At 69.0% G+C, this 17,450-nt stretch carries 17 protein-coding genes and 2 pseudogenes; 6 read left to right on the forward strand and 13 right to left on the reverse strand.

The features are described from left to right. Positions 1-13 precede the first annotated feature (13 nt). The 3 genes and pseudogenes from DDF62_RS18265 to DDF62_RS18270 all read left to right on the forward strand — a co-directional run bounded on the left by DDF62_RS18265 (position 14) and on the right by DDF62_RS18270 (position 3,705). Positions 14-2,215, forward strand: coding sequence for a TonB-dependent receptor (locus tag DDF62_RS18265; protein WP_116490421.1), 2,202 nt, complete (start codon positions 14-16; stop codon positions 2,213-2,215). An 18-nt stretch (positions 2,216-2,233) separates the two neighbouring features. After that, positions 2,234-2,330 (forward strand): annotated as a pseudogene (locus DDF62_RS26745) (hypothetical protein); the annotation flags it as partial. 55 nt (positions 2,331-2,385) lie between these two features. After that, a complete protein-coding gene (locus DDF62_RS18270; RefSeq protein WP_116490422.1) occupies positions 2,386-3,705 on the forward strand; it encodes an amidohydrolase in 1,320 nt (439 codons plus the stop codon). A gap of 2 nt (positions 3,706-3,707) precedes the next feature. Here the strand turns inward: DDF62_RS18270 and DDF62_RS18275 are convergent, their stop codons facing one another. The 8 genes and pseudogenes from DDF62_RS18275 to DDF62_RS18310 form a co-directional block, all read right to left on the reverse strand. Further along, on the reverse strand, positions 3,708-3,998 hold the full coding sequence (locus DDF62_RS18275; RefSeq protein ID WP_116490423.1) for a type II toxin-antitoxin system RelE/ParE family toxin: 291 nt from the start codon (positions 3,996-3,998) through the stop codon (positions 3,708-3,710). 9 nt (positions 3,999-4,007) lie between these two features. Then, the gene (locus DDF62_RS18280; RefSeq protein WP_116490424.1) at positions 4,008-4,181 is read right to left on the reverse strand and encodes a CopG family transcriptional regulator; all 174 of its coding nucleotides are present in this window, start codon (positions 4,179-4,181) and stop codon (positions 4,008-4,010) included. Positions 4,182-4,217: 36 nt separating this feature from the next. Continuing rightward, positions 4,218-4,880, reverse strand: coding sequence for a TetR/AcrR family transcriptional regulator (locus tag DDF62_RS18285; RefSeq protein WP_244286863.1), 663 nt, complete (start codon positions 4,878-4,880; stop codon positions 4,218-4,220). Between the two features lie 20 nt (positions 4,881-4,900). Further along, positions 4,901-6,100: a urate hydroxylase PuuD gene (locus DDF62_RS18290; RefSeq protein ID WP_116490425.1), complete on the reverse strand. Its 1,200-nt coding sequence runs from the start codon at positions 6,098-6,100 to the stop codon at positions 4,901-4,903. Beyond that, the gene (gene uraD, locus DDF62_RS18295) at positions 6,101-6,607 is read right to left on the reverse strand and encodes a 2-oxo-4-hydroxy-4-carboxy-5-ureidoimidazoline decarboxylase (RefSeq protein WP_116490426.1); all 507 of its coding nucleotides are present in this window, start codon (positions 6,605-6,607) and stop codon (positions 6,101-6,103) included. 137 nt (positions 6,608-6,744) lie between these two features. Continuing rightward, positions 6,745-7,641 (reverse strand): annotated as a pseudogene (gene puuE, locus DDF62_RS18300) (allantoinase PuuE); the annotation flags it as partial. A 139-nt stretch (positions 7,642-7,780) separates the two neighbouring features. Continuing rightward, on the reverse strand, positions 7,781-9,010 hold the full coding sequence (locus tag DDF62_RS18305; protein WP_165832295.1) for a pyridoxal-phosphate-dependent aminotransferase family protein: 1,230 nt from the start codon (positions 9,008-9,010) through the stop codon (positions 7,781-7,783). Continuing rightward, entirely contained in the window at positions 9,010-10,281 is a 1,272-nt protein-coding gene (locus DDF62_RS18310) for an allantoate amidohydrolase (RefSeq protein WP_244286874.1), read from the reverse strand. The genes DDF62_RS18305 and DDF62_RS18310 overlap by 1 nt, the downstream gene beginning before the upstream one ends. A 272-nt stretch (positions 10,282-10,553) precedes the next feature. Here DDF62_RS18310 and DDF62_RS18315 point away from each other — a divergent pair, with 272 nt between their 5' ends. Then, positions 10,554-11,123 carry a demethoxyubiquinone hydroxylase family protein gene (locus tag DDF62_RS18315; protein ID WP_101720199.1) on the forward strand — a complete coding sequence of 190 codons (570 nt, stop codon included), beginning with the start codon at positions 10,554-10,556 and terminating at the stop codon, positions 11,121-11,123. Here DDF62_RS18315 and DDF62_RS18320 read toward each other — a convergent pair. From DDF62_RS18320 to DDF62_RS18340, 5 genes are all read right to left on the reverse strand, one after another. Next, positions 11,120-12,220 carry a mechanosensitive ion channel family protein gene (locus tag DDF62_RS18320; protein ID WP_116490429.1) on the reverse strand — a complete coding sequence of 367 codons (1,101 nt, stop codon included), beginning with the start codon at positions 12,218-12,220 and terminating at the stop codon, positions 11,120-11,122. The genes DDF62_RS18315 and DDF62_RS18320 overlap by 4 nt on opposite strands. Before the next feature lie 49 nt (positions 12,221-12,269). Next, positions 12,270-12,980, reverse strand: coding sequence for an anti-sigma factor (locus DDF62_RS18325; RefSeq protein ID WP_116490430.1), 711 nt, complete (start codon positions 12,978-12,980; stop codon positions 12,270-12,272). After that, positions 12,977-13,531: a sigma-70 family RNA polymerase sigma factor gene (locus DDF62_RS18330; protein ID WP_116490431.1), complete on the reverse strand. Its 555-nt coding sequence runs from the start codon at positions 13,529-13,531 to the stop codon at positions 12,977-12,979. The genes DDF62_RS18325 and DDF62_RS18330 overlap by 4 nt, the downstream gene beginning before the upstream one ends. Before the next feature lie 66 nt (positions 13,532-13,597). Next, a complete protein-coding gene (locus tag DDF62_RS18335; RefSeq protein ID WP_116490432.1) occupies positions 13,598-14,008 on the reverse strand; it encodes a DUF2177 family protein in 411 nt (136 codons plus the stop codon). Positions 14,009-14,022: 14 nt separating this feature from the next. Further along, positions 14,023-15,111: an SAM-dependent methyltransferase gene (locus DDF62_RS18340; protein ID WP_116490433.1), complete on the reverse strand. Its 1,089-nt coding sequence runs from the start codon at positions 15,109-15,111 to the stop codon at positions 14,023-14,025. 146 nt (positions 15,112-15,257) lie between these two features. Between DDF62_RS18340 and DDF62_RS18345 the strand changes: the two genes are divergently transcribed. Then, positions 15,258-16,595 carry an NAD(P)/FAD-dependent oxidoreductase gene (locus DDF62_RS18345; RefSeq protein WP_116490434.1) on the forward strand — a complete coding sequence of 446 codons (1,338 nt, stop codon included), beginning with the start codon at positions 15,258-15,260 and terminating at the stop codon, positions 16,593-16,595. Then, a complete protein-coding gene (locus DDF62_RS18350; protein WP_116490435.1) occupies positions 16,592-17,404 on the forward strand; it encodes a DUF1365 domain-containing protein in 813 nt (270 codons plus the stop codon). Before DDF62_RS18345 ends, DDF62_RS18350 begins: the two co-directional genes overlap by 4 nt. Positions 17,405-17,450: the final 46 nt, after the last annotated feature.

The raw sequence follows: 17,450 nt of genomic DNA on the forward strand, positions 1-17,450 counted from the left end.
ACTGGGGAATGTTATGCGTACCGATCTCAAGATCCTGCTTTCCACCGCGGCCCTGGCCGCCCTGGCCGCGCCGCTGGGGGCGGCCGCCCAGACCAGCTCCAAGCCTGCGGCCGACGAGACCGTCGAGGAGATCGTCGTCACCGCGCTCAAGCGCTCGACCACGCTCCAGACCACGCCGATGAGCATCAGCGCCGTGACCGGCGACAGCCTTCAGAAGATCGGCGCCACCGGCCTGCAGGACTATTTCCGCTCGGTGCCGGGCGTGAACCTGACGCAGGGCCAGCTGGGCCAGAGCCGCGTGACCATCCGCGGCGTCCAGGGCTCGGGCGAGGCCACCACCGGCCTCTATTACGACGAGACCTCGGTCACGGGGCCCTCGGGCACGACCCAGGATCCGGCCAACAACGCCGCCGACCTCAACCTGTTCGACGTCGAGCGGGTGGAGGTGCTGCGCGGCCCGCAAGGCACGCTGTACGGCGGCGGCTCGATGGGCGGCACGATCCGGGTGATCTACGCCAAGCCCGACAGCAGCCAGTTCGGCGCCTCGATCGAGGGCCAGGCCAGCGCCACCAAGGGCGGCTCGCGCGGCTCGTACCTGAAGGCGATGGGCAACATCCCGCTGATCGAGGGCAAGCTGGCCGCCCGCATCGTGGCCTATACCGAGGACCGCCCGGGCTTCGTCGACAATGTCCGCACCGGCGCCAAGAACATCAACGACAGCCACGCCGACGGCTATCGCGCCATGCTGGGCTTCACCCCCACCGACGACATCTCGCTGGTCGTCACCAAGGTTCACCAGAACTCGTCGGCCGACGACCTGGAAGGCTGGTACGACCGCCTGGGCGGCTACAACACCGACAGCGCCGTGAAGCTGCCCCTCGACACCGAGATGGACATGACCAGCGTCACCGGCAAATGGTCGAGCCCGGTCGGCGAGGTCACCGCGTCGAGCGCCTACTACAAGCACGACATGCTGCGGACGATCGACTTCACCCCGCAGTACCGGCCCTACATCGGCGGCGCCAACGGCGTGATCGGCTACCAGCCGGCGTATCTGGGCGCCTGGAACCACGAGCTGCGGCTGTCGTCGAAGGGCGAGGGCCAGGTTCAGTGGACGGTCGGCGGCTACATGGAGCTGCGCAAGGACCACATCGACAGCAATACGGTGCTGACCAGCCTGACCACGGGCCAGCCCTACAGCCCGATGCAGTACCTGCAAGGCCGCTATGTCAACACCGGCGTCAAGCAGACCGCCCAGTTCGGCGAGGCGACCTGGACGCCGCCGCAGGTCGAGGGCCTTTCGCTGACGGTGGGGGCGCGCCACTACGACTACACCAAGGCCACCGGCAGCGCCGGCACCCAGCGCAACGTGCTGACCGGCGCCGCGCCGGCGCCCTATACCGAGCAGACCGCCGAGGCCTCGGGCTGGGTCTACAAGTTCAACGCCAGCTACAAGGTCACTTCCGACGTCATGGTCTACGCCACGGCGGCCGAGGGCTTCCGGCCGGGCGGGGCCAACAACGTGCCGGGCCTCAACAGCGCGCTGGTGGTCTACAATCCCGACAGCCTGTGGAACTACGAGGCCGGCGTGAAGACCACCTGGCTGGGCGGCAAGCTGACGGCCAACGCGGCGGCCTACCGCATCGACTGGAAGGACCGCCAGACCAGCGCCATCACGGCCGACGGCCTCTATTCCTTCATCACCAACGCCGGCGCGGCGCGGATCGAGGGCCTGGAGCTGGAGATCGCCGCCCGGCCGATCACCGGCCTCTCGCTCAACGGCTCGATCGGCTACACCAAGGCCGAGCTGACCGAGGATCAAGCCAACGCCAACATCCTGGTCGACGGCTCGACCGGCAGGAAGGGCGATCGCATCGCCAACGTGCCCGACTGGACGGCCTCGGCCTCGGCCCAGTACGTCTGGCCGCTGCCGGTCGCCGGCCTCAACGGCCTGCTGCGCGCCGACTACGCCTATACCGGCGAGATGGTCTCCACCTTCCGGCCGACCTACGTCTATTTCGACAAGTTCGGCAGCTTCTCGACCGTGAACCTGCGGGCCGGCGTCGAGGGCGAGGACTGGGGCGTCTACGGCTTCGTGACCAACCTCACCGACGCCGAGGGGATCATGAACAAGAACAGCAACGTCGGGTACCAGGACCTGCTTTATGGATTGACCCCGCGCACCGTCGGGGTGAACGCCCGCAGGAAGTTCTGATAGGGCGCTTCCGGGAACCTCGTCCTTCGACAAGCTCAGGATGAGGTTCCCGACTGCCCATCGCCTTGCCAGTAGCCCTCACCCTGAGCTTGTCGAAGGGCGAGGGCGGCTCCTCCCACGGAGCCCTTTGCGTATCTTCACGAGGAGGCGCGGATCTGTCCGCGAACCGCATGACCTTGACCCCGAAGCTCACCCTCGCCGCCGCCATGGCCCTTCTGGCCGCGCCCGCGATGGCCGCCCCGTTGAACGTTCCGGCGACCAAGGCCGTCATCAAGGCCCAGCTCGACCGCGACTACCCGCAGCTCGACGCGCTCTACAAGGACCTGCACGCCCATCCGGAACTGGGCTTCCAGGAGGTCGAGACCGCCAAGAAGCTGGCCGAGCAGATGCGCGCGCTGGGCTTCACCGTCACCGAAGGCGTCGGCAAGACCGGCGTGGTGGCGGTGCTCAAAAACGGGGAGGGGCCCAGCGTACTCGTGCGCACCGAGCTCGACGCCCTGCCGATGGAAGAGAAGACCGGCCTGCCCTACGCCAGCCGCGCAAAGACCACCTGGAACGGCGCCGACGTGTTCGTCGCCCACTCGTGCGGTCACGACATTCACATGGCCGCCTGGATCGGCGCGGCCCGCCAGCTGGTGGCGCAGAAGGCCAAGTGGAAGGGTACGCTGGTCTTCGTCGCCCAGCCCTCGGAAGAGACGGTCAGCGGCGCCAAGGCGATGATCGACGACGGCTTCTTCCAGAAGTTCGGCAAGCCCGACTACGGCTTCGCCTTGCACGTCGGTCCCGGCCCGGCGGGGCAGGTCTATTACAAGCCCGGCGTCCTGACCTCGACCTCGGACGCCCTGGAGCTGACCTTCAACGGCCGCGGCGCCCACGGCTCGATGCCGGCCGCCTCGATCGACCCGGTGATGATGGCCGCCCGCTTCACCGTCGACGTGCAGAGCGTGATCAGCCGCGAGAAGGATCCGGCGGCGTTCGGCGTCGTCACCGTCGGTTCGATCCAGGCCGGCAGCGCCGGCAATATCATCCCCGACAAGGCCAAGGTGCGCGGCACCATCCGCACCCAGGACGACGGCGTGCGCACCCGGATCCTGGACGGCGTCACCCGCACCGCCAAGGCCGTGGCCGAGATGTCGGGCGCTCCGGCCCCGGATCTCGAGATCGTTCCGGGCGGCAAGGCGGTGGTCAACGACGCGGCCCTGACCGACAGGACCGCCGCCGTCTTCAAGACCGCCTTCGGCAAGGACGCGATCGCCGTGACCTCGCCCGGCTCGGCCAGCGAGGACTATTCGGAGTTCATCATCGCCGGCGTGCCGTCGGTCTATTTCTCGATCGGGGGCCTGGATCCAAAGGCGATGGCCGATGCGAAGGCGGCCGGCAAGCCCATGCCGGTCAACCACTCGCCGTTCTTCGCTCCGGTTCCCGAGCCGTCGATCCGCACGGGTGTGGAGGCGATGACCCTGGCGGTCATGAACGTGATGGCGAAGTAGGATCAGTCGGGGCGTTCGGCCCCGTGCTTGATACGGATGATCTCAACGATCGCGCCCTTTACGCGGTAGCGCACCACGTATGGCGCGATCACCACCAATTCTCGGGCCTCGCCGACCGGTCTTCCGCGATGGGGATGCTCGGCGAGCGCCTCCACGGCGGCGATCAAACGCAAAGCTAGTCTCTGGGCGGCGATCGGCCTGACTTGGCCGACGTAGGCTCGGATGCCCTCTAGATCTCGGCGGGATCTGACCGACCAGACGACATTGAAAACGGACGTGTCGCGATCGGGCATGTCGCTGAGTTAGTCGACTTTCGGGGGCGGGGTTTCCTCGGGCGTACCCCAGGAAAGAAGCCACGCCTTCATGCGCTCGTGCGAGATCACACGGCCTGCATCCAGATCCGCCAAGCCTTCAGCGTCGGCCGCCGCTTCGGCGGCGACGTCATCATCCTCGAAAATGGACGGTTCGGCTTTCATCGTTCGCGCAGCTTAGCACGAAATAGGCGCGACGCCTCAAGCCGCCGTCAGGTACCCCTCCAGCACGTCCAGAGCATGCTGGAGCCTGGCGCGCCGCCATTCGGCGGTGCTCATGTCGGTGTCGAGCGTGACCGACAGCGACCAGCCGTTGGCCAGGTGGAAACGGCTCATGGCCGCGATGGTGACGTAGATCTGGATCGGGTCGAGGTTGTCGCGGAACAGGCCCTGTTCCTGGCCGCTTTCGATCAGGCGCTCGATGGTGCGGCGTAGGGGGAAGGCCGTCTCGGTCACCTTCCGGCTCTGGGCGACGAACTTGCCCTGCATCAGGTTCTCGTTGCGCAGCAGGCCCTCGAAGCGGGGGTTCTTCTCGAAATATTCGAAGGTGAAGCGCTGCAGTTCGAGGAAGCCTTCCAGCGGCTTTTCGAAGTCGATCTTCAGCTCGGCCTCGCGGTTGCGCAGGTCTTCATAGGCGGCTTCCAGCACGGCGACGTAGAGGCCCTTCTTGTCGCCGAAGTAGTGGTAGAGCATGCGGATGTTGCACTTGGCGGCCTTGACGATCCGCTCGATGCGTGCACCCGCGAAGCCGGCCTGCGAGAACTCCTTCAGCGCCGCCGACATGATCGCCTTGCGCGTCCGCTCGGCGTTGCGCTTGCGCGGCGCCGGGGCGTCGGGGGCGACCTCGTGATCGGCGTCGGACAAGGGGGCGGCCTCCAGCGTGCTCAGGGCAGTTTGGCCCCGGATTCGATCCAGGCGCCAAGCTTGGCGCGCTCCTCATCGGTCATATGGGTCTCGTTGCCAAGCGGCATGCTCGTGCTGACCACCGCCCGTTCCTTGATCTTGGGCGCATAGCGGGCGATGTGCTCGGGACTGTCGAAAGTCACGCCGTTTGGCGGGGCGCCGAAGCCGCGGTGCGTGGGCTTGGCGGCGTGGCAGGTCACGCAGTGCTTCTGCACGATCGCCTGGGCCTCGAAGAAGCTGACCGGACCCAGCACGGCGGGCGCCTTGGGCTTCTGGCTGGCGATCACGCTGACGGCGAACATCAGCATGGCGCCGTAGAACAGGAAGTCGTGCCGGATGATCCCGTGGTGGCGCAGGTTGAAGAAGTGGCGGATCGAGATCCCCGCAGCGCCCACCAGCGCCAGCAGCAGCCAGGCCAGCGGATGGCCGGTGATCGCCGGATAGTGGTTGCTGATCATGATGAACAGGATCGGCAGGGTCATGTAGTTGTTGTGCATCGACCGCTGCTTGCCCGCCGCGCCCAGGCGGGGGTCGACCTCGCGGCCGGCCAGCATGTCGGCGACGATCTTGCGCTGGTTGGGGATGATGGTCAGGAAGACGTTGGCCGCCATCGCCGTGCCGATGATGGCGCCGACATGGATGAACGCCCCGCGGTCGGTGAAGAGGTGTTGCAGGGCGTACGCCGCGCCGATCAGGGCGCAGAACCAGACGATGCCGAACAGGCGCGGGCGCTCCACCAGCGGCGAGCGGCACAGGCCCTCGTAGACGGCGAGGCCGCCGAAGATGAAGGCAAGGCCCACGCCCACCGCCTGCCAGTGGCTGAAGGCGTGCTTGGCCGGGTCGATCAGATAAACGGGCGCGCTCCAGTAGTAGAGCACGAAGAGCAGGGCGAAGCCCGACAGCCAGGTGGTGTAGGCCTCCCACTTGAACCAGTGCAGGTGGCCGGGCATGTGGGCCGGCGCGGTCATGTACTTCTGCGAGTGGTAGAAGCCGCCGCCGTGCACGGCCCACAGCTCGCCCTTCACCCCGTCCTTGGGCGGCCTTCCATCCAAGGACTCTGGCGCCCGCAGGTTATTGTCGAGCCAGACAAAGTAGAACGAGGCGCCGATCCAGGCGACGCCCGCGATCACGTGCAGCCAGCGAAGCGCCAGGTTCAGCCAGGCGGCGAGATCATAGTCCATCTACTGCGTCACCGCGTCCTGGATGCGGAGCTTTGAGATCAGGCCGATCTGGGCGATCGCCTCGGCGATCTCGGCCTCGGGGTCGTTGGCCAGGCGCGCCTGCATGGCCCGCAGGATCGAGGCCTTGTCGTTCAGCCGCACGGCGATGATGAACGGAAAGCCGAAGCGCTTGCCGTAGGCGGCGTTGAGGTCGTGGAAGCGCGCGAACTCCTCGGGCGTCAGCCGGTCGAGGCCCGCGCCGGCCTGCTCGGCCGTGCTCTCGGCGGTAAGCTGCCTGGCGATCGCGGCCTTGCCGGCCAGTTCAGGGTGGGCGCGGATCAGGGCCAGCCTGTCGTCGAGAGGGGCGGCGTTCAGCACCTGCATCATCGCGCCGTGCATGGCCTCGATGCTGTCGAAGGGGCGGGCGTCCCAGGCGCGTTCGACCACCCAGGGCGACAGCTCGAAGGCGAAGCCCAGGGCGGTGACGAAGGCTTCGCGGTCCATCTGATTGAGATCGAAAAGTCTCATCTCCCTTCCCCCTTGATGGGGGAAGGGCCGGGGATGGGGGTGAATGCTGAGGTCGAGCCGGAAGCGGTGTTTGACCCGGCAAGCGCCGTATCCACCCCCATCCCAACCCTTCCCCCATCAAGGGGGAAGGGCTTTGAGTACGGATGGGTGGCGATCCAGTGGCGGGCGATGTCGATGCGCTTGGCCACCCAGACCTTGTCGTGGCGGGTCACATGCTCGAGGAACCGGCGAAGGGCCATGATCCGGGCCGGCTTGCCGACGATGCGACAGTGCAGGCCGATACTCATCATCTTCGGCGCGGTCTCGCCCTCCAGCCAGAGCGCGTCGAAGGCGTCGCGCAGATAGGCGAAGAACTGGTCGCCGCTGTTGAAGCCCTGGGGGGCGGCGAAGCGCATGTCGTTGGTGTCGAGCGTGTAGGGCACGATCAGCTGGGGCCGGCCGTGCTGGTCGTCCCAGTAGGGCAGGTCGTCGCTATAGCTGTCGGCGTCGTAGACGAAGCCGCCTTCCTGGGCGACCAGGCGGGCGGTGTTGGGGCTGGTGCGGCCCTGGTACCAGCCCAGCGGGCGCTCGCCGGTCAGCCGCTTGTGGACCTCGATGGCCTTTTCGATGTGCTCGCGTTCGAGATCCTCGGGAAAGTGCTGGTAGTCGATCCAGCGATAGCCGTGGCTGGCGATCTCCCAGCCGGACTTCATCATCGCCTCGACGACGTCAGGCGCGCGCTCCATGGCCTGGGCGACGCCGTAGACGGTCAGCGGCAGGTCGAATTCCTCGAACAGGCGCCGGATGCGCCAGAAGCCGGCGCGCGAGCCGTATTCGTAGAGGCTCTCCATCGACATGTGGCGCATGCCCTCGATGGGCTGGGCGCCGACCATCTCCGACAGGAAGTATTCGCTGACCTTGTCGCCGTGCAGCACGCTGCGCTCGGCGCCTTCCTCGTAGTTCAGCACGAACTGCACGGCCACGCGCGCGCCGTCCGGCCATTGGGCGTGCGGCGGGTGCTCGCCATAGCCTATGAGGTCGCGGGGGTAGTCCATCAGATCCTCCCCCTGAAGGGGGAGGTGGCCGCGAAGCGGTCGGAGAGGGGAGTTGTTTCCCACGCCTGCCGGACTTCCCCCTCCGTCGCCTTCGGCGACACCTCCCCCTTCAGGGGGAGGATCTTGAGCGCCGTCACCATCATGCGAACACCCCCAGCGCCGCGTCCACGCCCGCCCCGGCCGGCGCCACGAAACCCTCCCAGCGCAGCACCGCCTCCAGCGCCGCCAGGGTTTGCAGCACCGCGTGCTTGCGGGCGTTCACGCCCATGGTCCCGATGCGCCAGATCTTGCCGGCGAGAGGGCCGAAGGCCGCGCCGATCTCGATCTCGAACTCGGTGCGCATGCGGGCCTTCACCCGGTCGTAGTCGACGCCGGCCGGGGCGATCACGCCGGTGACGTTGGTCATCTTGTGGGCCTGGTCGCCGTAGACTTGCAGGCCCAGGGCCTCGACGCCGGCGGTCATGGCCGCGCCGGCCTGCTTGTGGCGGGCGAAGCGGGCCTCCAGCCCTTCCTCCAGCACGATGCGGGCGCATTCGCGGGCGGCGAACAGCATGCTGGCCGCCTCGGTGTGGTGGTTCAGCCGCTTGTCCGACCAGTAGTCCATGATCATGGCCAGGTCGAAATAGTTGGAGGCGATGCGCCGGCCGTTCCCCGCGCTGCCGGGCGTGGCCAGGCCCTTCTCCACATGGCGGCGGGAGAAGATGTGGTCGGCGGCCTTGTCGCTGATGGTGATCGGGGCCGAGCCGGACGGACCGCCCATGCACTTCTGCAGGCCGGCGGTGACGATGTCGGCCTTCCAGGCGTCGACCGGAACGCTCATGCCGCCCAGCGTGGCGGTGGCGTCGACATAGAGCAGCGCCCCGTGCCGCTGGCAGATCTCGCCGATCGCCTCGATCGGCTGGGCGATGGTGGTCGAGGTGTCGCCGTGCACGCAGGCCACCAGGCGCGGCTTCACGCGGGCCACCGCATCCTCGACCGCCTGCGGATCGACGACCTGGCCCCACTCGCCCTCGACGAAGGTGACCTGCGCATCGCAGCGCTCGGCGATCTCGGCCAGCAGCAGGCCAAAGCGCCCGGCGTTGACCACCACCACGTCGTCGCCCGGTTGCAGGGTCGAGACCAGCGCCGCCTCAATGCCTGCGCGCGAGGTGCCGTCGACCACGAAGGTCCAGCGGTTCGTGGTCTGGAAGACGCCACGATACAGCGCCATGACCTCGTTCATGTAGCCGGTGAACTCGGGGTCGAACTGGCCCAGCAGCTGCACCGACATCGCCCGCAGCACGCGCGGGTGCACGTTGATGGGACCGGGACCCATCAGCAGGCGGGCGGGGTGGTCGAGTTCTTTGAAGGTGTCCATACGCCTATCCATCAAGTCGTCATCCCGGGCGCCCCGCAGGGGCGATCCGGCCGGGATGACGATGAGAATTCAGTCGAGAGTTTTTCCACGAACCCGACCATGGCCTGGGCGGCCAGGGCGCAGTCGGCGTCGGTGACGGCTTCGGCGGGGTTGTGGCTGATCCCGCCCTCGCAGCGGATGAACAGCATGGCGGTGGGGCAGAGGTCGGCGATGACCATGGCGTCGTGGCCGGCGCCGCTGGGCAGGCGGCGGGCGGGTTGCGCCCCCAAATCGTCCAAGTCGCCGACGGCGGCCGCCAGCAGGTCGGCCAGGCCCGTATCGCAGGGGCTCTCGGCCAGCTGCTGCATCAGGGTGACGCTGACCTTCAGGCCGCGCCGCTCGGCGATGGCCTCGATCTCCGCCGTGATCGCGGCGACGGCGGCGTCGCGGGTGGCCGAGGTCTCGGCGCGGATGTCCATCGAGAACTCGACGGCGCCGGGAATGACGTTGAAGGCGCCGGGCAGGGCGGTCATGCGACCGACCGTGCCGACCAGGCCGTCGATTCCGCCCAGCGGACCTTCGCGGCAGATGTGTTCGAGGGCCAGAACCGCCTCGGCGGCGGCGGGACCGGGGTCCTTGCGCAGACCCATGGGCGTGGTGCCGGCGTGGCCGGCCTGGCCCTTGAAGCGGACGAGTATGCGCTTCTGGGCGGCGATGGCGGTGACGACGCCCAGGGCCAGGCCCTCGGCCTCAAGCACCGGACCCTGCTCGATATGGGCTTCGAGGAAGGCGAAGACCTCGCCGGGCTTGCGGGCGGCCTCGACGAGGCGGGTGGGATCCAGGCCGAAGGCGGCGAAGGCCTCGGCAAGGCTCGTACCCTCCGCGTCGGTCATCTCCATCACCTGGGGATCGACCGTGCCGGCGACGGCGCGGCTGCACGCCATCGAGGCGGGGAAGCGCGAGCCTTCCTCGTCGCCGAAGGCGATGGCCTCCAGCGCGAAGGGCAGGCGGCGGCCCTGGCGATGGAAGGTCTCGATCAGGTCGACGGCCAGCATCACGCCCAGGGCGCCGTCATAGCGCCCGCCGTTGCGCACGCTGTCGATGTGCGAGCCGATCAAGAGGGCCGGGGCGCCGGGCGCCTCGCCCTCGTAGCGGCCGACCAGATTGCCGGCCGGATCGAGGCGGACGGCCATGCCGGCCTCCTCCATCCAGAACTTCAGGGTGTCGAGGGCGGCCTTGTGGGCGGGGGTCAGGAACCGGCGCACCAGCATGTCGTCGGCCTCGCTGAACGGCGCCGCGCCCATCAGGTCGCAGCGGGCCTTGGCCCTGACGCCGATCTCGAACGCTTGAGTCACTCCGCTCCCCGCCGTTTCGTCGCCCCACCCGATAGCAGGCTGCGCCCGCCGGTCTTCCCCGGCAAGCGCCTCGACGGCGAAGTCTCCGCCGATTGCCCGCGCAAGCGCCAACCGCATCCGCGGGCGCCTGCTTGTAAGTCATAAATCACTTACTTTGGCGGCGTCGAGCGCCGGCTTGGCCTGTCCTTGTCCTGTCGCTGTGCAGGTTGCATGTTGCGCTCATGTCGACCCCGAAGAACCGCACCGTCGAAGCTCGCATCCTGCGCGTGAACCACGGCGGCGAGCATGGGGCGATCCGGATCTATCGGGCCCAGATCGCGCTGGCCCGACTGCGCGCGCCTGACCTGCTGCCGTTCCTGACGCGGACTCTCGCCCACGAGCGCGAGCACCTGGAACGCTTCCGGGCCCTGATGCCGACGCGCGCGGCCAAACCCTGCCGCTTGATGTGGATCTGGTCGGTCGGCGGTGTGGCGCTCGGCGGGGTGACGGGCGTCCTCGGCCGCAAGGCGATCCTGGTCTGCACCGAGGCGGTGGAGCGTACGGTGCATCGGCATCTCGACGACCAGCTGGCCTGGCTGGGCGAGCGCGACGCCGAGATGGCCGCGACGATCCACGACATCCAGCAGCAGGAGCTCGGGCATCTGCGCTACGCCGAGAAGGAGCGTGGGGCGCCGAATGGGCTGACCGCGTTGCTGGATGCAACCATCTGCATCGCCGTCGAGGCGCTGATCTGGCTGTCGACCCGCGGAGACTCGCTGCGCCTCGCCCGGACCCTGCGGGCGGCCGCCTAGGCGCCGCCCTCCGCCGCCAGCGCCAGGCGCTTCTTCGGGAAGGCGTCGGGCAGTTCCTCGCGCAGGAAGGCCATCATCTTCTCGCGCACCTCGCAGCGCAGGTCGAAGGTGGTGGGGGCGTTGCGGGCGCTGACCAGGCAGCGCACCTCCATGACCTCGGGCGTGATGTCGGTGACGGCCAGGTTGACCACCTTGCCGTCCCAGCGGGGCGAGGCCTTGGCGATCTCCTCCAGCTTCTCGCGCAGGCGGTCGACGGGCGCGGACGGGTCGACATACAGCATGGCCGTGCCGATCAGGGCCGCGCTCTCGCGGGTCCAGTTCTGGAACGGGGTCTGGATGAAGTAGCTGAGCGGCAGCACCATCCGCCGCCAGTCCCACAGGCGCACCACCACGTAGGTGGCGTTGATCTCCTCGATATTGCCCCACTCCTTCTCGACGATGACGGCGTCGTCGATGCGGATCGGCTGGGTGACGGCGATCTGGATGCCGGCGATCAGGTTGGTCAGCAGCGGTTGCAGCGCCAGGCCCACGATCAGCGAGGCCGCGCCGCCGGCGGCCAGCAGGCTGACGCCCCATTGGCGCACGCCGGGAATGGTCATCAGCGCCAGGGCCAGGGTGAAGATGCCGATCAGTATGGCCATCGCCCGGCGCAGGATGCGGATCTGGGTGATGTGCTTGCGGGCCAGCAGGTTGTCTTCGACGTCGACCTTGAAGCCGCGCATGTAGAGCGCCGCCCCGATGTCGAGCGCGGTCATGGCCATCCAGCCCAGCAGGATGATGAACATCACCAGCAGCAGGTGCTTGGCGGTGGCGGCCTGGGCGACGTCGAGCGGCGCGATCGAGACGGCCGCGCCAAGAGCGGCGACGATGAAGGCCATGCGGGTAGGACGGCGGGTGCGGGCGATCATCGCCTGCCAGAAGGCGTCGCGCTTGGCGAAGCCGTGGCGGACGATCCGCACGGCGACGGCGTGGACGGCCAGGGCCAGGGCGATGGCGGCGACGATCAGGGCCAGGCTGATGATCCAGGGCGGGGCCCAGGCGATCAGCCACACGGAGTCGTTCAGCCAGTCAGGCAGCCAGGCGGGAAGATCCTTCATGACCGGGGCCAACGCGCCCGGGCCCTCATGGCTCCCCGAAAAACGCCGTTCAGGCCTTGGCGAACTTGCCCGCCGCGCGCACCGAGCCGGTGGCCACGCCCGTGGGCGAGCCGCCGATCGGCTCGTCGGTGACGGCCAGCAGGGCGGTGTAGGTTCCCTCGCCGCGCAGGTCCGGCGGCATCGGAATGCGCATCGGCTTGTCCATCGGGATCACGCCCAGCGAGATGGCCTTCTGGCCCTCGGGGATGATCCAGAGTTCGGCGTCGCGCCCTTCCGGCATCTTCATGCCCATCGGCGTCAGCATCACCTGGTCCATGCCGTGGTCGAGGGTGGCGATGATCATCGGCTTGTTGGTGGCCGGGTCGGCGATCAGCGCCACCTCGGCCGCCTGCGGCCTGGCCGGGGGCAGGGCCGGGCGCGGCAGGATGGCGATGACCACGCAGGCGGCCGCCAGGGCCATGGCGCCGGCGGTGAGGCCGCGCCACAGGGCGATGTTGCTCCAGGCCGAAGGCTTCAGCGGCTCGGCGACCATGGCCTGGATGCGCGGCCACAGGCCCTCGGACGGTTGCGCGGCGGCGATGTCGGCGGCCAGCGGCGTCAGGCGCTCCTCCCACCAGGCCACGGAGCGGGCGAAGGCCGGGTCGGCGGCCAGGCGACGCTCTGCTTCCGCGCGCTCGGTCGCGTCCAGCACGCCCAGCACGTACTCGCCGGCCAGGGGGCGTTCTTCACCTTCCGGCGGAATGTCGGTCGCGTCGGTCATGCTTCGAGACAGGCCCGCAGGCTGATCAGGCTGCGCCGGATCCAGCTTTTCATGGTGCCCAGCGGCACGCCGACCGCCTGGGCCAGGGCGTCGTAGGTCAGGCCCTCGAAGAAGGCCTTGCGCACGGCGCCGGAATGCTTGGGATCGAGCTGGTCGAGGCAGCCGTCGAGGCGCTGGCGATCCTCGTCGGCCTCGATCCGGGCCGACGCCAGCGGCGCGGCGTCGGGCAGGGCCTCGGCTTCCTCGACGCCGGTCATCACCCGCGTCCCGCGCGAGCGCAGCCGGTCGATGGCGCGGTTGCGGGCCAGGCTGACCAGCCAGGTGATCGGGCTGGCCTTCTCCGGGTCGAACCGGTCGGCCTTGTTCCACACCGTCAGATAGACGTCCTGCAACACGTCCTCGGCCTCCTCGCGATCATTCAAGATACGCAAGGCGACGCCCAATAGCTTCGCGGAGGTGTGTCGATAGACGTATTTGAGGGCGTCCTGGTCGCGGTTGGCGACGCGGGCGATGGCCCGCGAAAGCAAGGCGCGGCTGCTGTCAGCGTCCAAGCGACGTCCCCTCCGGCATGATGCCTGGCGGGGACGCTCGCATGCTCCTCCAAGGCTGGCAACGGCCTACCGCGCGCCGAACCGACTGGCGACGAAATAGCCGGCGCTGGCCGCCGCGGTGGTGACGAACGCGCCCCAGGCCATGTCGGCCAGGGTGACGGCGGTCGACCAGGTCTTCAGCGTCGCCTGGTTGGTCAGGTCGTATGTGGCGTAGGCGGCCAGGCCGAACAGCGCGGCGTTGATCAGCAGGCGCGGCCAGCCGCCGTCGGGGCGCAGGGCCGGAGCTAGCGCGAACCAGGTCACCGCGCCGATATAGATCAGGTAGAAGGCCACGGCCGGCGGCAGGCTGGGCGTGTCGGCCATCAGGGCGCCGATGCGCGGCCGATAGAGGCGGTCGGCCATCTGGGTCAGCCAGACGGCGTCCAGCGCCAGGAAGACGACGGCGGTCGCCAGGTAGCCCAAGACGTAACGCAGCATTTCCGGGGTCTCCTTCAAGCGACGGGCCGCAGGCGGTAGTGGCTGACGCCCCACTCGGATCCGCCGCGATGGCCGAACAGTCCGGCGGTGGCCAGGAAGAACAGCCGCCAGCGCCGCCGCCAGATCCGCGCGTCGGCGCCATAGACCTCGGCCAGCAGCGGATCGATCACCTCGCGCGCGGCGTCGAACCGCTCCAGCCATTGCAGGGCGGTGCGGGCGTAGTGCGCGCCGCTCCAGCGCCAGTCCATGGCCACCTCGAACAGGTCCGGGAACTGCCAGGCCAGGTCGTGGCTGGGCATGATCCCGCCGCTGAAGAAGTGGCGGGCGATCCAGTCGTCCGGGTCTTCGGTCTCGAAGCGATAGGGCGTCGTGGCGTGGGAGAAGACGTGCAGGAACAGCAGGCCGTCGGGCTTCAGCCAGGTCCGTACTTTGGCCAGCAGGGCCCGCCAGTTGCTCATGTGCTCGAACATCTCGACCGAGACCACGCGGTCGAAGCGGCGGTCGGTGTCGAAGACGTTCATGTCGGCGGTTACGACGGTCAGGTTGCCAAGGCCGCGCTCGGCGGCGCGGGCCTGGATGAAGGTCCGCTGCGAGGCCGAGTTCGACACCGCCGTGATCGTCGAGGCGGGAAAGCGTTCGGCCATCCACAGCGACAGCGACCCCCAGCCGCAGCCGAGTTCCAGCACGGCCTGGCCGTCGCGCAGGTCGGCGTGGCTTTCGGTCTCGCGCAGGGCGGCGATCTCGCCGTCGGCCAGGGTCAGCGCCCCCGGTGGATAAAGGCCGCTGGAGTACTTCAGGTGCGGGCCCAGCACCGTCTCGAAGAAGGCCGCCGGCAGTTCGTAGTGCTGGGCGTTGGCGTCGGCGGTGTGGGTGGCGATCGGGCGGTCGGCCATGGCCTGGGCGAATTGGACGGCGGCGTCGGGCGGCGCGTGCTCCAGCGAGCGCCGGGCCCCGGACACCAGCTGGTCGATGGCGAACCGCGAGACGAAATCCGGAACCGGGGCGTCCTGGGCCAGCCGCACCAGGGCCTGGACGGGCCCGCCGCCGCCGCGGCCGCGATCCTGATCGAGCGCCGCATCGGGCAGGTTCGTCACATCGGTCATCGGTCCTCCGTCCCTGGCGGCCGCCCGTACGTCGCCTGGCGGTCTTCGAGGGGAGCTACGCGGAACATTGTCTTTCGGATGCATGCGTCCGGATCCGGTCGCGCTCCGTAGCTCCAGGCGAAGCCTCGCCGACAGGAGCACAAGCCTTGCCGACCTCCAGCCCAAGCCCGCGCCAGCGCATCGCCGTGGTCGGTTCCGGAATCTCCGGCCTGTCGGCGGCCTGGCTGCTGTCCCGGCGCCACGAGGTTGTGCTGTACGAGGCCGACGATCGCCTGGGCGGCCACGCCCACACGGTGCAGGCCGGCGGCATGGCGGTGGACACCGGCTTCATCGTCTACAACGAGCCGAACTATCCCAACCTTACGGCGCTGTTCCGTCACCTGGGCGTCGAGACCGCCGCCAGCGACATGTCGTTCGGGGTGTCGCTGGACGACGGGGCCCTGGAATACTCCTCCAACAGGCTCCTGGCCCAGAAGCGCAACCTGGTGAACCCGCGGTTCCTGGGGATGCTGATCGACGTCATGCGCTTCTATCGGGCCGGAACGCGCGACGCCCGGACCCTGGAGGCCGATGGCGGCTTCTGCCGGCTGGCCGATTATCTGGACGCGCAGGGCTTTGGTCGGGCCTTTCAGGAGGATCACCTGCTGCCGCAGGCGGCGGCGATCTGGTCGGCCTCGCTGCGCGACATCCGTGAGTTTCCAGCCGGCGCCTTCCTGCGCTTCTTCGACAATCACGGCCTGATGCTGCCGATCGACAAGCGGCCGATCTGGCGGACCGTGGTCGGCGGCAGCGCCCGCTACGTCGCCGCCCTGGCGGCCGATCTCGACGGCGAGATCCTGCTGTCGCGGCCGGTGCGGCGGATCACGCGGCACCCCGACCACGTGGTGGTCGAGGACGGGACGGGGCAGGCGCGGAGCTTCGACCAGGTGGTGATCGCGGCCCATGCCGACCAGGCCCTGGCCATGTTGGCCCAGCCGACCCCGAAGGAGGTGGCGCTGCTGGGCGCCTTCCGCTACAGCCGCAACCGCGCGGTGCTGCACCGCGACGCCGGCCTGATGCCGCGCCGGCCCGCCGCCTGGGCCAGCTGGAACCATGTCGGCCGCCGGGGCGTGCGGGGCGAGGGCGGCGTGACCTACTGGATGAACCGCCTGCAGCCGCTGGGCGAGGCCGCTCCCTGCTTCCTGTCGCTCAATCCCGACCGCGCGCCGGGGGCGGTGCTGCACGACCAGATCTACGAGCACCCGCTGTTCGACGGCCCGGCCATGGCGGCGCAGGCCCGGCTCTGGTCGCTGCAGGGCGTGCGCCGCACCTGGTTCGCCGGCGCCTATTTCGGCTCGGGCTTCCACGAGGACGGCCTGCAGGCGGGCCTGGCGGTGGCCGAGCAACTGGGCGGCGTGCGCCGGCCCTGGCTGACCCCGAACCCGTCCGGCCGGATCTTTCTCGACGCGCCCGCTGAAGAGCGCGACGCGGAGCTGGTCGCGTGAGCCTGCGCTCGGCCCTCTATCGCGGCGTCGTGGTCCACGAGCGCGGCCGGCCCCGGCGCCATCGCCTGCGCTACCGGGTGTTCATGCTGCTGCTCGATCTGGACGAGCTGGACACGGCGGGACGGGCCCTGCGGCTGTTCTCGCACAACGCGCTGAACCTGCTGAGCTATCACGACCGCGATCATGCCGGCCGCCTGTCCGCGCCGGTCAAGCCGCAGGTCGAGGCGCTGCTGGCGGCGCGCGGGCTGGACGCGCCGGGCGGCCCCATCCTGGCCCTGTGCATGCCGCGCGTGCTGGGCCACGGCTTCAACCCGCTGACGGTCTATTTCTGCCATGACCGCGACGAGCGCCTGGCCGCGGTGGTCTATGCGGTCAGCAACACCTTCGGCGAGCGCCACGACTACGTGCTGCCGGCGACGGCGCGCGACGACGGGCTGGTGGTGCAAGGCTGCGACAAGACCTTCTACGTCTCGCCGTTCCTGCCGATGGACCTGCGCTACGCCTTCCAGGTCGCGCCGCCGGGCGAGGGCGTGCGGGTGGGGATCGACGTGCATGACGACGCCGGGCGGGTCCTGTCGGCCGGCTTTTCGGGGCGGCGCGAGCCCTTGAGCGACGGGGCGCTGCTGCGCGCGGCGCTGAGCCATCCCTGGCAGGTCGCCGGCGTGCTGGCGGCCATTCACTGGGAAGCGGTCAAGATCCTGCTCAAGGGCTTCCGGTTCTTCGCCAATCCTCGCCTTGGCAAAGAAAAGGCGGCGCGGACGAAAGTCCGCCCCTCTTTGCTTAACAAAGAAAAAGCGGCGCGGACCTAAGTCCGCCCTTCCTCGCATAACAAAGAAAAAGCGGCGCGGACCTAAG

The organism is Caulobacter radicis, from assembly GCF_003094615.1.
Taxonomy (GTDB): Bacteria; Pseudomonadota; Alphaproteobacteria; order Caulobacterales; family Caulobacteraceae; genus Caulobacter; species Caulobacter radicis.

What these genes read in the sequence shown, in the direction of transcription:
- DDF62_RS18265 (WP_116490421.1), top strand. Translation starts at nt 14, where the DNA reads ATGCGTACCGATCTCAAGATCCTGCTTTCCACCGCGGCCCTGGCCGCC.
- DDF62_RS18270 (WP_116490422.1), top strand. Translation starts at nt 2,386, where the DNA reads ATGACCTTGACCCCGAAGCTCACCCTCGCCGCCGCCATGGCCCTTCTG.
- DDF62_RS18275 (WP_116490423.1), bottom strand. Translation starts at nt 3,998, where the DNA reads ATGCCCGATCGCGACACGTCCGTTTTCAATGTCGTCTGGTCGGTCAGA.
- DDF62_RS18280 (WP_116490424.1), bottom strand. Translation starts at nt 4,181, where the DNA reads ATGAAAGCCGAACCGTCCATTTTCGAGGATGATGACGTCGCCGCCGAA.
- DDF62_RS18290 (WP_116490425.1), bottom strand. Translation starts at nt 6,100, where the DNA reads ATGGACTATGATCTCGCCGCCTGGCTGAACCTGGCGCTTCGCTGGCTG.
- uraD (WP_116490426.1), bottom strand. Translation starts at nt 6,607, where the DNA reads ATGAGACTTTTCGATCTCAATCAGATGGACCGCGAAGCCTTCGTCACC.
- DDF62_RS18305 (WP_165832295.1), bottom strand. Translation starts at nt 9,010, where the DNA reads ATGGATAGGCGTATGGACACCTTCAAAGAACTCGACCACCCCGCCCGC.
- DDF62_RS18310 (WP_244286874.1), bottom strand. Translation starts at nt 10,281, where the DNA reads ATGGGCGCGGCGCCGTTCAGCGAGGCCGACGACATGCTGGTGCGCCGG.
- DDF62_RS18315 (WP_101720199.1), top strand. Translation starts at nt 10,554, where the DNA reads ATGTCGACCCCGAAGAACCGCACCGTCGAAGCTCGCATCCTGCGCGTG.
- DDF62_RS18320 (WP_116490429.1), bottom strand. Translation starts at nt 12,220, where the DNA reads ATGAAGGATCTTCCCGCCTGGCTGCCTGACTGGCTGAACGACTCCGTG.
- DDF62_RS18325 (WP_116490430.1), bottom strand. Translation starts at nt 12,980, where the DNA reads ATGACCGACGCGACCGACATTCCGCCGGAAGGTGAAGAACGCCCCCTG.
- DDF62_RS18335 (WP_116490432.1), bottom strand. Translation starts at nt 14,008, where the DNA reads ATGCTGCGTTACGTCTTGGGCTACCTGGCGACCGCCGTCGTCTTCCTG.
- DDF62_RS18340 (WP_116490433.1), bottom strand. Translation starts at nt 15,111, where the DNA reads ATGACCGATGTGACGAACCTGCCCGATGCGGCGCTCGATCAGGATCGC.